Raw genomic sequence first — 13,351 nt, 5'->3', positions numbered from 1 at the left:
TCCTATCTGCGGTCTGTAACATGGGCGAAACATAGAAGACACGGCGGAGTAACGCCTCGGCCATAGCCTTCATGCAGGCCTCAAGGTCCCGATCCGCATTATCAGGAGTGATAAATGTTCACCGATTCATCCGAAGTGTTGAGCTACATCAAGGACAACGACGTCAAGTTCCTTGACATCCGTTTCACGGATCTGCCGGGTGTGCAGCAGCACTTCAACATCCCTGCAGCGACCGTCGACGAGGAATTCTTCACCGACGGGCAGCTGTTCGATGGCTCCTCGATCCGTGGCTTTGCCAGCATCCACGAGTCGGACATGCAGCTCATCCCGGACGTGACCACGGCGTACCTCGATCAGTTCCGCGAGGCCAAGACCCTCGTCATGCTGTTTGACATCTACAACCCGCGCACCGGTGAGATCTACTCGAAGGATCCGCGTCAGGTCGCCAAGAAGGCCGAGAAGTACTTGGCCTCCACCGGCATCGCCGACACAGCCTTCTTTGCCCCCGAGGCTGAGTTCTACATCTTCGACGACGTGCGCTACTCGGTGACGTCGAACCAGAGCTCCTACAGCGTCGACTCGGAAGAGGGCGCGTGGAACACTGCCCGTGAAGAAGAGGGCGGCAACCTCGGCAACAAGACGCCGTACAAGGGCGGCTACTTCCCGGTGGCACCGGTCGACAAGACGGCAGACCTGCGCGATGAAATGACGCTCAACCTCATCGAGGCGGGCTTTGCGCTGGAACGCTCGCACCACGAGGTCGGCACGGGCGGTCAGCAGGAGATCAACTACCGTTTCGACACGCTCGTCCACTCGGCAGACGACATTCTGAAGTTCAAGTACATCGTCAAGAACACCGCCGAGCAGTGGGGCAAGACGGTCACGTTCATGCCGAAGCCGCTCTACGGCGACAACGGTTCCGGTATGCACACGCACCAGTCGCTGTGGAGCGAGGGCAAGCCGCTGTTCTACGATGAGGCCGGCTACGGTCAGCTCAGCGACATCGCCCGTTGGTACATCGGTGGCCTGCTCAAGCACGCCAACGCGGTGCTTGCGTTCACGAACCCGTCGCTGAACAGCTACCACCGTCTGGTGAAGGGCTTCGAAGCCCCGGTCAACCTGGCGTACTCCGCAGGTAACCGCTCCGCCGCGATCCGCATCCCGCTGACAGGTTCGAACCCGAAGGCCAAGCGCATCGAATTCCGTGTGCCGGATGCCTCAAGCAATCCGTACCTCGCGTTCTCCGCGCAGCTGATGGCAGGCCTCGACGGCATCAAGAACCGCATCGAGCCGCTCGCGCCGATCGACAAGGACCTCTACGAACTTCCCCCCGAGGAGGCCAAGAACATCCCGCAGGTTCCGAATTCGCTGCTGGATTCGCTCGAGGCGCTGCGCGCCGACCACCAGTTCCTGCTGGAAGGTGGTGTGTTCACCGAAGAGCTGATCGAGACCTGGATCTCGTACAAGATCGACAACGAGATCATCCCGACCGCACAGCGTCCGCACCCGTTCGAGTTCGAGCTCTACTACGGCGTTTGATCACCGCGTGACCTTCTGAAGGCCCGTCGCCTCAACAGGTGGCGGGCCTTTCAGCGCACCCGGAGTGCGCCAGCCTGCACACGCACCTCGAACGATGACACCTCGCCGAGTTCTTCGCCGTCGACCTCAAACGCGAGCGGCGCCTGAAGTTCGACCCGGATGCGTTCTGCGGTCTGGTGTCGCGTCGACTCGGTGCTGACGGCCTGTTCATCGCCGGTGAGAAGGCGACGGATGCCGTTGTCCCAGACGAAAGAGCGCACGGTGTCGAGCCACTGCAGCGGTCCGTCGGCGCTCACCAGCAGCAGGTCCAGCTGTGCGTCGTCGAGTTTCGCGTCTGGTAGCAGTCTGATTCCGCCCTGCAGCATCCCACAGTTACCGATCAGCAGGGTATGGCCGTGTACTTCTCGCGGTTCCTCGTCATCGAGGGTGATCCTGATGTCGGTCATCTCGGTACCTGCCATGGCGCGCCCCATCGCCTCGACGTACGCAAGCCACCCCGCACGGTCCTTCAGATCATCATCGGTTTCAACGAGCATCTGCGCATCGACACCGAACCCCACCATCACGGTGAAGGCGCGTTCCTCGCCGTCCAGCGTCACCCACCCGAGGTCGATCGTGCGCGTGTCACCGGCGCTGATGCGTTTGAGCGCAGCGCCAATGTTGTCGAGGGGAATTTCCAAGTTGCGCGCAAGGAGATTTCCGGTTCCCTGCGGAACTATGCCGAGCACAGCGTCCGTGCCTGCCAGCGCCTCTGCGACCGCTCGTACCGTGCCATCGCCTCCGACAGCGATGACGGTGTCACAACCAGCTTCTACGGCCTCCAGGGCCATTCCGCGGCCCGGATCATCCTTGCTGGTCTCCCACCACTGCACCTCGCCGTCGAGTGCTTTTGCAACGGCGTTGCGCAGTGTGTCCTCATCTATCTTCGATGGGTTCCAGATGATGCCGGTCTTCGTCGCTGTCATGTGCTCAGCCTGAGTCAGCATCCGCCAAATCGCAACTCAGGCGCGGCTCAACGCTGACTCAGCCGTAGAACAGTTGCTCGAACACGCGTCTCGCGCGCCGTGTGACGCCGAAGTAGTCCTCCTCGATGGCGCTGGCTGAACGGTCGGGATATCCGAGCACACGTCCGATCGCATCGAGTTCTTGGCGATCGAACGGCAGGACGTCGCTCGTCTGTCCGGTACGCAGCGTGATCGCCGAGCGGAGTCTGCTGGCGAACAGCCAGGCCTCGCGAAGACGTTCGGCGTCGTCCGCCGACACGAGCCCTTCTTCGACGGCGACTTCGAGCGCCCCCAACGTGGACGTCGTGCGTAGTCCTGGCACGGCATGTGCGTGCTGGAGCTGGATGAGCTGGACCAGCCACTCGACGTCACTCAACGATCCCGGGCCCAACTTGAGGTGCCGATGCGGGTCGGCCCCCTTGGGAAGCCGCTCGCCCTCTACCCTCGCCTTGATGCGTTTGATTTCGCGGATGCCTTGCTCGTCGACTTCGTCCGGGTACCGGATGCTGTCCGCAAGGGTGATGAACTTCGTGATGAGCTGCGAGCTGCCAGCGACGCCGCGTGCCCGCAACAGCGCCTGTGCCTCCCACGATACCGACCAGCGGCGGTAGTACTCGGTGTATGCAGCGATAGAGCGTACCAATGGCCCCTGGCGCCCCTCTGGACGCAAATCAGCGTCGAGGTCGAGGGGCACACGGTGATCGGTGAGATGTTCTCGCAGTCCTGCCACCAGGAGCTTCGAGAGCGACTGCGCACGCTCTGCGTCGACGCCGTTTGCGTCATACACGTACAGGATGTCAGCGTCTGATCCGAACCCGAGCTCTGCTCCACCGAAGCGGCCCATTCCGATTACCGCGAACTCCAGCGCGTCGTCTTCGATCGGGACGATCTCGCGCCGCACGGCCCGCAGCGCCGCCTGAATCGTCGCGTCGGTGATGGTGGTGAGTGACGTCGCCACGTCATTGATCGTCAGCACGTCCAGGACAGCGCCCATGGCGGTGCGCAACAGCTCGCGTCGGCGAAGCGCGCGTACTGCCTTCAACGCCGATGCCACCGAGCTGTGGCGTGTCTGGATTGCCCGTGCTTCCTCATTCAACTGCGCCGCGTCGCGTGGACGCAGCCGCTCGCTTTTGTCGAGCCACGCGACAGATTCGGGAATCCATTCCATCAACTCGCCGACGTACCGCGAGGACGACAGCAGCAATGTGAGGTTCTCTGCTGCGCCACTGGAATCGCGCAGCATGCGAAGGAACCAAGAGGTGTCGCCGAGACGTTCGCTGATGCGTCGGAACGCGAGCAGCGCGTAGTCAGGGTCACTGCCGTCGGCGAACCAGCGCACCATGATCGGCATGAGGTGCCGCTGGATCGTCACCTTCCGGCTGATTCCGGAGGTCAGTGCGCCGATGTGACGGAGCGCCCCGGCGGGATCGCGGAAACCGATCGCAGCGAGACGATCGTGCGCCTGCGCGGTCGAGAGCGAGCGTTCTTCTTCGGGCAGCGCCGCCACGGCGCTCAGCAGCGGTCGGTAGAACAGCCGGGTGTGGATGTCGCGCACTTCCCGCCGCACGCTCCCCCAGAGCGCCCAGATCGCGTTGCCGTCATCAGCGAGACCTGTCGCCCTCGCGAGCACACGAAGCCCCGCCGGCGTGCGTGGCATCAGGTGCGTCCTCGTGAGCTCGCGCATCTGCAGACGGTGCTCCAAGAGCCGAAGTGTGCGGTAGTCAGCGGCGAAGGTCGCAGCATCTGCTCGTCCGATATAGCCACCCGCGACGAGCGCATCCAGACTCTCGAGTGTTCCTCGTGTGCGGATGCTGGGATCAGTCAAACCGTGCACGAGCTGCAACAACTGCACCGTGAACTCGATGTCGCGAAGTCCTCCGGCGCCAAGTTTCAGCTGGTACGGAGCATCTTCGGGGTCAATGTGCTCTGTGACCCGCTCGCGCATGCGCTGCACGCTGTCGACGAAGTCTTCGCGGGCCGCGCTCGACCAAATCTTCGGCTGCACAGCCTCGATGTACGCGTCGCCGAGTTCCGGGTCGCCGGCAAGGGGACGAGCCTTGAGCAGAGCCTGGAACTCCCAGCTCTTCGCCCAGCGGTCGTAGTAAGCCAGGTGCGACCCCAACGAACGGACCAGGGCGCCCTGCTTTCCCTCTGGGCGCAGGTTCGCATCGACCTCCCAGAGCGGAGGCTCGACCTCAATCGCTGAGACGCCGCGCATCGTCTCTCGGGCAAGTCTGGTGGCGAGGTCGATCGAACGCCCCTCGTCGAGTCGCTCTTCATCAGCGGTGCCGCTAACGAAAATCACGTCGACATCGCTCACGTAGTTCAGCTCGCGTGCACCGGCCTTGCCCATGCCGATGATCGCCAGCTGCGTGAGCGCGACTTCATCGCGTGAGGACGTATTTGCCAGTCGCGTGCGCGCCACGGCAAGGGATGCTTCCAGGGCAGCACCGGCGGCATCCGCCAACGCGGCTGACACTGCTGCAATTCTTAGCTCGGGCTCGGGAGCGGAAAGGTCGATAGCAGCGATCTCTGCGACCGAGCGACGGTAGGCGATTCGCAGCGCGATCCACTCAGACTCGTCGCCGGTCTCCGCGAAGCCGTCTTTCGCGCCCACCGCTGCCAGCATGCGTTCCTGCAACTTCACGGCATTCGGCACCAAAGAACCGACCTCGGCGAGAATCGAGAGCTCAGAGGGATGCCGCAGGAAGAAGTCCGCGAGCCCGCTCGAGGCCCCGAAGACACGCCAGACGATGGCGCGCGTATCTTCGGCAGCGAGCAGCTGGGTCAATGCGGACGGATCGCGACGTGCGACCCGCACGAGACCTGCGGCAGCAGCGTCGGGGTCGGCGGCCGCGCTGCCGTCCAACAGAACTGAGCGCTCTAAGCCGACCAGGGTCGATAGCTCTTCAAGTTCCGCCGCCGCAGCGCTGAGGTCGTCGAACCCGAGGCGCGCCAGAGCCGACAGTGAAAATGCTGCGTCGGGTCGAGCCATTGCTCAGAGGAGCTCGAGGTTGCTCTTCAGCTCGAACGGCGTGACCTGACCACGGTAGGCCTCCCACTCCTTGCGCTTATTGAGCAGCACATAGTTGAACACCTGCTCCCCCAGCGTCTCGGCGACGAGCTCGGAGGATTCCATGAACCCCAGCGCGTGTTCGAGGCTCGACGGCAACGAGGCATAACCGAGCGCACGGCGCTCAGCGTCGCTGAGTGACCACACGTTGTTCTCAGCTTCTGGAGGCAACTCGTACTCGTTCTCAATGCCCTTGAGACCGGCCGCCAGCAACAGCGCGTACGCGAGGTAAGGGTTCGCCGCGGAATCAAGACCGCGGTACTCGACGCGCGAGGACTGGCTCTTGTTCGGCTTGTACATCGGCACTCGCACCAACGCGGAACGGTTGGTGTGCCCCCAGGTAACGAAACTCGGCGCCTCGTCGCCGCCCCAGAGACGCTTGTACGAGTTCACAAACTGGTTCGTGACCGCAGCGATCTCGTTGGCGTGCTTGAGGAGACCGGCGATGAAATGACGTCCGGTCTTAGAGAGCTGGTACTTCGCGCCCTCTTCCCAGAACGCGTTCTGGTCACCCTCGAACAGCGACATATGCGTGTGCATACCGCTTCCGGGCTGATCACTCATCGGCTTCGGCATGAACGTCGCGTAGACGCCCTGTTCGATCGCCACCTCTTTGATGACCGTGCGGAACGTCATGACGTTATCGGCCGTCGTGAGTGCATCCGCATAGCGCAGATCGATCTCGTTCTGTCCCGGGCCGCCCTCATGGTGGCTGTATTCGACGGAGATGCCCAGGTCTTCCAGCATCCGCACCGAACGGCGACGGAAATCGTGTGCTGTGCCCCCAGGCACATTGTCGAAGTAACCGGCCGAGTCGACCGGAACCGGACCCTCTGGCCCGATCACCGAAGACTTGAGCAGATAGAACTCGATCTCGGGGTGCGTGTAGAACGTAAATCCCGCGTCGGCGGCTTTGGCGAGCGTGCGCTTGAGCACCTGCCGAGGGTCTGCGACGGCCGGCTCACCATCGGGTGTCGTGAGGTCGCAGAACATGCGAGCGGTCGGATCAATCTCGCCGCGCCACGGTAGCGTCTGGAATGTCGTCGGATCGGGCTGCGCAAGCAGATCCGACTCATACGTTCTCGTCAGTCCTTCGATGGCCGAGCCATCGAATCCGATCCCTTCCGCGAACGCACCTTCTACCTCGGCGGGTGCGATCGCCACGGACTTCAGCGTGCCGATGACGTCAGTGAACCACAGGCGCACAAATTTTACGCCGCGCTCTTCGATCGTGCGCAACACGAAGTCACGCTGCTTGTCCATGGCCATCTGGCTGCTTATTTCCCGTCTACGTTGCTGGCCTTGCGCCAGTCTTCGTCGATCGCTTCTTCTACGGCCCAGGCTTGGGAGCGTGCATGAATGGTCTCCATCGCATTCGCCGCCTGCTCCTTCGTGTCGAAGGGCCCGACGCGATCGACAGCGGGCGACATGTAGCCGTACTCGACTTCGCCGGAAGCGGAGTTGTACCAATACTTTCGCTCGCCGTTGGACATGTATGAATCTTCACCGTGAGACATGGTTAATCCCTTCGTAAGCGTCTGTCATGATCCTACTGTCGACGCGCGCTCTCGCTAGGCTATTGCCATGGCAAAAGCGATCGGCGTCGACATCGGCGGCACGGGAATCAAAGCAGGCATTGTCGACCTCAAGCGCGGGAAGCTCGAATCTGATCGAGTCCGCGTTGACACACCCAAGGGTGCGTCGCCTAAGGACGTACTCAAAGCAGTCACCGAAGTGCTCGAGACGCTCGACGTCAGCAAGTCAGATCTGCCGTTGGGAGTGGCCTTCCCCGCAATCGTGAAAAACGGGAAGACGCTTTCAGCGGCCAACGTCTCCAAGGAGTGGGTCGGGTTCGAAGCGGAGAAGTTCTTCGAAGACGGCCTCGGTCGTGACATCACCTTCGTAAACGATGCTGATGCAGCTGGCGTCGCCGAGGTGCGACACGGTGCTGCTCGCGACATGGGCGGACTCACGATCCTGACCACGCTCGGTACGGGAATCGGCTCCGCTTTCCTCCTCGACGGAGTACTGCTGCCGAACACAGAGCTTGGTCACCTGCTTTACAACGGCACGAGTGTCGAGGATGCTTCCATCGAGAAGTGGTGCGCATACTCAGCGATGGAGCGTGAGAACCTCAGCTGGGAAGAGTGGTCGGCACGCTTGCAGGTCTTCTACAAGCACGTCGAGTTCTTGTTCACCCCCGACCTTTTCGTGGTCGGCGGTGGGGTGTCCAAGCATCCCGAGAAATTCATTCCGTTGCTCGAGCTGAACACGCCAATCATCCCCGCGATTCACCGCAACTCTTCAGGCATCATCGGCGCCGCGTCACTCGCAGCCGACTGATCAACACGAACAAAAAACACTCGGCGTACAGGAAGGCGAATGGGCCGGCCTGTACGCCGGGTTCTGTTCCGGGGCCTCTCTCGAGGTATCCCTTCGACGGCCATCTCTCTCGGCGACACGTTGCCGTGCCGCTCCAGCGGTCTACCCGAGGACTCAGCGAGCCGCGTCAACACCCTCTGTCTGACCTTGCTCCGGACGAGGTTTACCTGGCGGGTCATGTCACCATGACCCCCGGTGGTCTCTTACACCACCCTTTCACCCTTACCGCGCACCCCGACAAGCGGAGAACGCGGCGGTCTACTCTCTGTGGCACTATCTCGCGGATTACTCCGGGTGGGTGTTACCCACCATCCTGCCCTGTGGAGCCCGGACGTTCCTCGGTGCGGTTGCCCGCCACGCGACCGTCCAGCCGACCCATTCGCCCGCTCAGTCTACTTCTCTGCGGTCTGCATGATTCGCAGATCGAGCGGCACATCGATGGGGAACGCACCGAACAGTCGACGAGTTGCGACGGCTGCCGCATCGCGCACCGCGGATGCCGCGGCATCCGCCTGCTCTTCGGGAACATGCAGAATCACTTCGTCGTGCAGGAAGAACGCAAGATGTGCGGAGTTCGCGAAAGGACCGGATGCCGGGGCTGCCGTTGCCGCCTCGGGAAGCTGTCGCAGTCGATAGCGGATCTCTGCGAGCCAGATCAGCGACCATTCCGCGGCGGTGCCCTGCACGACGAAGTTGCGGGTGAACCTGCCCCGTTCACGGGCACGCTGGCGTGCGCGCTTCACCTCGAGGGGGTCGGCGGCATCCCCTGCGGCCGCGGCCTGTTGCTCTTGCCACTCGGTATCCGGCAACGGTGAGGATCGCCCGAGCCGCGTCGAGACGACCCCGCCGTCCTCACCCTTGCGGGCGGCTTCATCGACGAGGCGCATCGCACGCGGATAGACCTTGCGCAGCCGGGGAACAAGACGCCCGCTATCGCCGGTCGTCGCGCCGTACATCGCACCGAGCACCGCGTACTTCGCTTCTTCACGAGTGGCGACCGCGCCAGAGGCGACGACCCCGGCATAAAGGTCACGACCTCGCGCGGCTTCAGCCATAGCTTTGTCTTCTGCCATCGCAGCGAGCATGCGCGGTTCGAGCTGCGCGACGTCTGCGACGACGAGCGTCCACCCCGGGTCTGCGCGCACGGCGGGTCGCAACATTCGAGGAAGCTGCAACGCTCCCCCGCCCGCCGACGCCCAGCGGCCGGTGACGACGCCACCCGGAATGTAGATCGGGCGGAAACGGCCGTCGTGCACCCACTCCGTCAGCCACGCCCACCCGTTGGCACTCAGAAGACGGGCGAGCTTCTTATAGCCGAGCAGCGGCGCGATGACGGGATGCGTGATCTCGCTGAGTTCCCACTGGCTGGTCGACTCGACATTCACGCCCACCCGGTGAAGCGCCCGCAGGAGTTTCGTGTGGCTGTCGAGATGCAGGTGCGGATCGCCGAGGTGGAATCTCACGGCGTCCGCGAACTCCGCCATCTGTGACGGCATCCCACCGCCAGCAGGACGCGAACCGAGCGTCTCGACCAGAATGCGGTCGTGCTCTGTTGGATCCCACGGCAGTCCAGCCGCTCGCATCTCTTCGGCTATCAGGCCGCCAGCCGACTCCGCTGCGCACAGCAGCGCGAGGCGTCCGTTCTTATCGGATGCGATAACACGGCGCTGTTCGCGGTATTGCTCGAGCAGCTCTGCGATGGGATCGACTGAGGAGTGATCGATGACATCGAACAGTGCGGGTACCGCGACCTCGACGTCTGGAGCGCGCGGAAGCCAGTCAGCTGAGGGTGCGAGCGGTCGCGCAACAGCATCCGTGTCACGAAGGATCGCATGGCAAAGCAGCAGATCATGGGTGCGTACGAGCGGGACGGATGCGGCCAGCAGCCGCGGGTAGATCTCTCGGGCGCTCCGAATGACCCACCGCGGCGAGCTGGTCGCCTCGACCTCGCGCACCCAGTCACCGAACTCCGTGCTACGCAGCGTCGTTCGGGTGAGTTCGGAGTCGTCGGCACCAAGTTCGACCGCGATGACGTCGCCGGCTCCGGCGCCTGCCAGCAGGATTCTCGAACCCGACGCTGGTGCTTCCTTCGACGTCACCGTCGTGGGAGGCTTCGGCATCCGTTCACAGGCCGAGTTCTCACCGGCCGGATTTTCACAAGCCCGACTTTCACAAGCCCGACTTTCACAGGCCAGATGCTCACAGGCCGGATTCGTCTGTGCGCACGAGGATGGCGCCGCACTCGGGGCAGGTCAGGACCTCGTCGGGAGCTGCCTGGCGAATCTTGTTCAGGTCAGTGCCGGAAAGCATCATGCGGCAACCCTCACAAGTGCCGCGACTCAGCAGACCGACAGCAATGCCGCGGGATGCGCGTCGGGTGTAGTCAGCCAGCAGCTCAGCGGGGACGTCGGCGGTAATTGCCGCACGATCACGGTTGAGTTGCTCGCCTTCCGCCGTCGCTGTCGCGACGGCGGCCTTAGCCTGCGCGGTGAGCTCTGATCCCTCGGCTGTCGTCACGTCGATGAGCGCCTGCTGCGTGGCAACAGCAGCATCAGCCGCTTCTACGCGCGACATCACTTCAAGCTCGATATCTTCAAGGTCGCTGACACGCTTGGCAAGACTCGCCAGCTCGTGCTCGAAAGCCTGTGCATCCTTGGCATTCGTAGACGCCGCAAGCCGGTCGGTGTCGCGTGTGCGCCGCTGTTCGACGACCTTCACATCGGATTCGATTCGGCGCAGCTCGGTGCGGGCATCATCACGCGCACCGGTCAATGCCGTGAGTTCACGAAGTTGCTCTTGGCGCTCTTTCACGAGCTCATTGATGCGCGGACCCTGGGCCGGAGTCGTGCGTGCACGCTCGGCCTGTTGGATACGTCGATCCAGCTCGGCGACGTCAAGAAGGATGCGCTGGTGCTCGGGGCTGGCTTTCACGTGTCCAATCTACCTGCGGCAACCGACATCCGCTCAGCAGATGAGTCAGCCGGGCGTGCCATCCACGTACAACCAGGTCCGGTCTTCTCGCACGAAGCGGCTGCGTTCCTTCATCGAGGCGCGCACCCCGTCTTCGCGATAGAACGCTTCGAACGTGACGACACCTGCCGTATCGAACGGACCGCCGGCCTCTTTGGCGAGGATGTCGAGCCGCGTCCAGCGCGTCTCTGCATCAACTTCAAGCTCATTCGGCCTGGTCGACGGATGCCACGAACGCAAAAGGTACGCGGCATCGCCCGTGGCGAACGCAGTGAATCGCGAGCGCATGAGACGTTCAGCGGTCGGCGCCGCAGCATCCCCCGCCAGAAGCGGACCACAGCAGGCCTCGTAGGTATCACCAGAGGTACAGGGGCAGCGCATGAATCCATTGTGCCGCTTAGGCTGAAAGCCCGACCCCCAAAGGAGACCCCGATGACCGCACTGCCGACTCGCATCGCTCACAACGGCTTCACACTTCCGGCTATCGGGCTGGGCACGTACCGCTTGAACGGCGAGGCGGGCGCCGCGGCAATCGCTGCCGGCATCGACGCCGGCTACCGGCTGGTCGATTCCGCTTTCAACTACGAGAACGAGGGCGCAGTCGGACGCGGTGTCGCGGACGCCAAAACCGATCGAACCGAGGTCGTCGTGACGACGAAGCTTCCCGGCCGCCATCACCCGTCCGAGAAGGCGCGCACGAGCATCGAGGAGAGCCGATTCCGGCTCGGGCTCGACGTCACCGACCTGCACCTGATCCACTGGCCGAATCCAATCCAGGACGAGTATGTACAGGCGTGGGCTGCTCTGGTCGACGCACAGCAGCGCGGGCTCGTACGACAGATCGGTGTCTCGAACTTCCTGCCAGAGCATCTGGAGCGCATCGAGCGTGAAACCGGCGTACGCCCGGTCGTCAACCAGATCGAACTGCACCCCTACTTTCCGCAGGAAGAGCAGATCGCCTATCACCGCGAGCACGGCATCATCACCGAGGCATGGAGTCCGATCGGACGCGCAAAGGATCTGATGAACGAGCAGGTGATCCTCGAGGTTGCCGCCGCTCACGATATTTCTCCGGCGCAGACTGTGCTGGCATGGCACGTCGCACGCGAAATCGTCGCGATTCCGAAGGCGTCGTCGCTGGAGCACCAGCAGGCCAACCTCGCGGCTGTTTCTGTCGTGCTCGATGCGGCAGAGGTTGACGCGATCACGGCACTTGGTCGTTCGAACGGGCGACTCTTCGACGCAGATCCTCGTACGCACGAAGAGTCCTGAGTCAAGCGGAATACCCACCCGAGCTGACTCCTTACATCTCGTATGAGAGCAGTGACGTACACACGCAAGGGAAATTCTTCGACCCTCGAGTTGGTGGAGAGGGAAGCGGGCCTACCTGGCGCGCATGAAGTGCGTGTGCGGATAGTCGCGGCGGGAGTGAATCCCACTGATTGGAAGGCCCGCGCCTCGTCGGGGATGCCGATGCCGTTCAGCGAAGTCGTTCCCAACCAGGATGGCGCCGGCATTGTCGACGCGGTCGGTGATGGCGTAGAAGATCTGCGAGTCGGAGATCGGGTGTGGCTGTTTCTCGCCGCACACGAACGACCTACCGGCACTGCCCAAGAATTCACTGTCGTGCCAGCGTCGCGCGTCGTTCGGCTTCCGGAGGACATCGGTTTCGATGTCGCCGCGAGTCTTGGCGTGCCTGCGATGACCGCTCATCGAGCCCTCACCGTCCACGAGTACGGCCCATCGCGTCTCTCGCCCGGCAGCCTCACCGGCCGGACAGTCCTGGTCCAGGGCGGTGCTGGCGCAGTCGGTCACGCGGGGATCCAACTCGCGGTCTGGGCTGGTGCGACGGTTCTGAGCACCGTCAGCGGCGACGCGAAGGAGGCTCTTGCTCGCGCGGCCGGTGCCCACCACGTGTTCCGTTATCCCGATGATCAACTCGCGGAACGCATCCTCGAGGTCGCACCCAGCGGTGTGGACCACATCGTGGAGGTCTCCCCCTCGATGAACGCCGCTCTGGATGTCGCAGTGCTGGCCAATCACGGCTCAATCGCGTTCTACGCGAATGACAAGGGTGAAACGATCACCGTGCCCATCATCGCCAGTTTCGCGAAGAATGCGCGCTGGCAGGGGCTTCTTCTTTACACCGTCGGCACCGAAGCGCTCGCTGCGGCAGCTGAGGACATCACGGCTGCGCTAAAGGACAACGCGTTGCCCGTCGGTGCAGAGGCCGGGCTTCCGCTCACGTGGTATCCGCTCGAGGACACCGCCGCCGCCCACGACGCCGTGCAGCAGGGCACGATCGGCAAGGTTCTCATCCGAGTTTCCGCGGACGAAGCGTGATTTTTGGTGGGCCCGGTACGGCGTAGGCCCGAGCTACGGC

11 protein-coding genes and 1 other RNA gene are annotated in these 13,351 nt (G+C 63.1%); 4 read left to right on the top strand and 8 right to left on the bottom strand.

The features are described 5' to 3' along the window. Window positions 1–114 precede the first annotated feature (114 nt). Window positions 115–1,539, top strand: a complete 1,425-nt coding sequence (gene glnA / locus DC31_RS09065) for a type I glutamate--ammonia ligase (protein ID WP_036279189.1) — start codon at window positions 115–117, stop codon at window positions 1,537–1,539. Between the two features lie 50 nt (window positions 1,540–1,589). Here the strand turns inward: glnA and DC31_RS09060 are convergent, their stop codons facing one another. Genes DC31_RS09060 through DC31_RS09045 form a run of 4 tightly spaced genes read right to left on the bottom strand, consistent with a single transcriptional unit; the run spans window position 1,590 to window position 7,109 of the window. Further along, entirely contained in the window at window positions 1,590–2,504 is a 915-nt protein-coding gene (locus DC31_RS09060; RefSeq protein WP_036279803.1) for a diacylglycerol/lipid kinase family protein, read from the bottom strand. Window positions 2,505–2,562: 58 nt separating this feature from the next. After that, window positions 2,563–5,538, bottom strand: a complete 2,976-nt coding sequence (locus tag DC31_RS09055; protein ID WP_036279187.1) for a bifunctional [glutamine synthetase] adenylyltransferase/[glutamine synthetase]-adenylyl-L-tyrosine phosphorylase — start codon at window positions 5,536–5,538, stop codon at window positions 2,563–2,565. Window positions 5,539–5,541: 3 nt separating this feature from the next. After that, window positions 5,542–6,879, bottom strand: coding sequence for a glutamine synthetase family protein (locus DC31_RS09050; protein WP_036279801.1), 1,338 nt, complete (start codon window positions 6,877–6,879; stop codon window positions 5,542–5,544). Between the two features lie 14 nt (window positions 6,880–6,893). After that, entirely contained in the window at window positions 6,894–7,109 is a 216-nt protein-coding gene (locus tag DC31_RS09045) for a hypothetical protein (protein ID WP_036279798.1), read from the bottom strand. A 91-nt stretch (window positions 7,110–7,200) separates the two neighbouring features. Between DC31_RS09045 and ppgK the strand changes: the two genes are divergently transcribed. Then, complete coding sequence (gene ppgK, locus DC31_RS09040; RefSeq protein WP_036279184.1) at window positions 7,201–7,959, top strand: polyphosphate--glucose phosphotransferase; 759 nt, start codon at window positions 7,201–7,203, stop codon at window positions 7,957–7,959. 36 nt (window positions 7,960–7,995) lie between these two features. Here the strand turns inward: ppgK and rnpB are convergent. The 4 genes from rnpB to DC31_RS09025 form a co-directional block, all read right to left on the bottom strand. Next, an RNA gene (gene rnpB, locus DC31_RS17035) (RNase P RNA component class A) lies at window positions 7,996–8,376 on the bottom strand. A gap of 14 nt (window positions 8,377–8,390) precedes the next feature. Beyond that, the gene (locus DC31_RS09035; protein ID WP_081813789.1) at window positions 8,391–10,118 is read right to left on the bottom strand and encodes a bifunctional 3'-5' exonuclease/DNA polymerase; all 1,728 of its coding nucleotides are present in this window, start codon (window positions 10,116–10,118) and stop codon (window positions 8,391–8,393) included. A gap of 79 nt (window positions 10,119–10,197) precedes the next feature. After that, the gene (locus tag DC31_RS09030; RefSeq protein ID WP_036279183.1) at window positions 10,198–10,929 is read right to left on the bottom strand and encodes a zinc ribbon domain-containing protein; all 732 of its coding nucleotides are present in this window, start codon (window positions 10,927–10,929) and stop codon (window positions 10,198–10,200) included. Window positions 10,930–10,974: 45 nt separating this feature from the next. Continuing rightward, window positions 10,975–11,349: a YchJ family protein gene (locus DC31_RS09025; RefSeq protein ID WP_036279181.1), complete on the bottom strand. Its 375-nt coding sequence runs from the start codon at window positions 11,347–11,349 to the stop codon at window positions 10,975–10,977. Window positions 11,350–11,400: 51 nt separating this feature from the next. On the opposite strand from DC31_RS09025, the gene DC31_RS09020 reads away from it, so the two are divergent. Together DC31_RS09020 and DC31_RS09015 are read left to right on the top strand one after the other, a co-directional pair. After that, window positions 11,401–12,240, top strand: coding sequence for an aldo/keto reductase (locus tag DC31_RS09020; protein WP_036279180.1), 840 nt, complete (start codon window positions 11,401–11,403; stop codon window positions 12,238–12,240). Between the two features lie 42 nt (window positions 12,241–12,282). Next, window positions 12,283–13,311 carry an NADPH:quinone reductase gene (locus DC31_RS09015; protein WP_036279177.1) on the top strand — a complete coding sequence of 343 codons (1,029 nt, stop codon included), beginning with the start codon at window positions 12,283–12,285 and terminating at the stop codon, window positions 13,309–13,311. Window positions 13,312–13,351: the final 40 nt, after the last annotated feature.

This window comes from Microbacterium sp. CH12i, from assembly GCF_000685355.1.
Classification (GTDB): domain Bacteria; phylum Actinomycetota; class Actinomycetes; order Actinomycetales; family Microbacteriaceae; genus Microbacterium.
Note: the sequence above shows the minus strand (reverse complement) of the source record. Positions and strands in the feature narration are given on the sequence as shown.

Excerpts from the sequence above, each read along its gene's own strand:
- glnA (WP_036279189.1), top strand. The coding sequence starts at position 115 with ATGTTCACCGATTCATCCGAAGTGTTGAGCTACATCAAGGACAACGAC.
- DC31_RS09060 (WP_036279803.1), bottom strand. The coding sequence starts at position 2,504 with ATGACAGCGACGAAGACCGGCATCATCTGGAACCCATCGAAGATAGAT.
- DC31_RS09055 (WP_036279187.1), bottom strand. The coding sequence starts at position 5,538 with ATGGCTCGACCCGACGCAGCATTTTCACTGTCGGCTCTGGCGCGCCTC.
- DC31_RS09050 (WP_036279801.1), bottom strand. The coding sequence starts at position 6,879 with ATGGACAAGCAGCGTGACTTCGTGTTGCGCACGATCGAAGAGCGCGGC.
- DC31_RS09045 (WP_036279798.1), bottom strand. The coding sequence starts at position 7,109 with ATGTCCAACGGCGAGCGAAAGTATTGGTACAACTCCGCTTCCGGCGAA.
- ppgK (WP_036279184.1), top strand. The coding sequence starts at position 7,201 with ATGGCAAAAGCGATCGGCGTCGACATCGGCGGCACGGGAATCAAAGCA.
- DC31_RS09035 (WP_081813789.1), bottom strand. The coding sequence starts at position 10,118 with ATGCCGAAGCCTCCCACGACGGTGACGTCGAAGGAAGCACCAGCGTCG.
- DC31_RS09025 (WP_036279181.1), bottom strand. The coding sequence starts at position 11,349 with ATGCGCTGCCCCTGTACCTCTGGTGATACCTACGAGGCCTGCTGTGGT.
- DC31_RS09020 (WP_036279180.1), top strand. The coding sequence starts at position 11,401 with ATGACCGCACTGCCGACTCGCATCGCTCACAACGGCTTCACACTTCCG.
- DC31_RS09015 (WP_036279177.1), top strand. The coding sequence starts at position 12,283 with ATGAGAGCAGTGACGTACACACGCAAGGGAAATTCTTCGACCCTCGAG.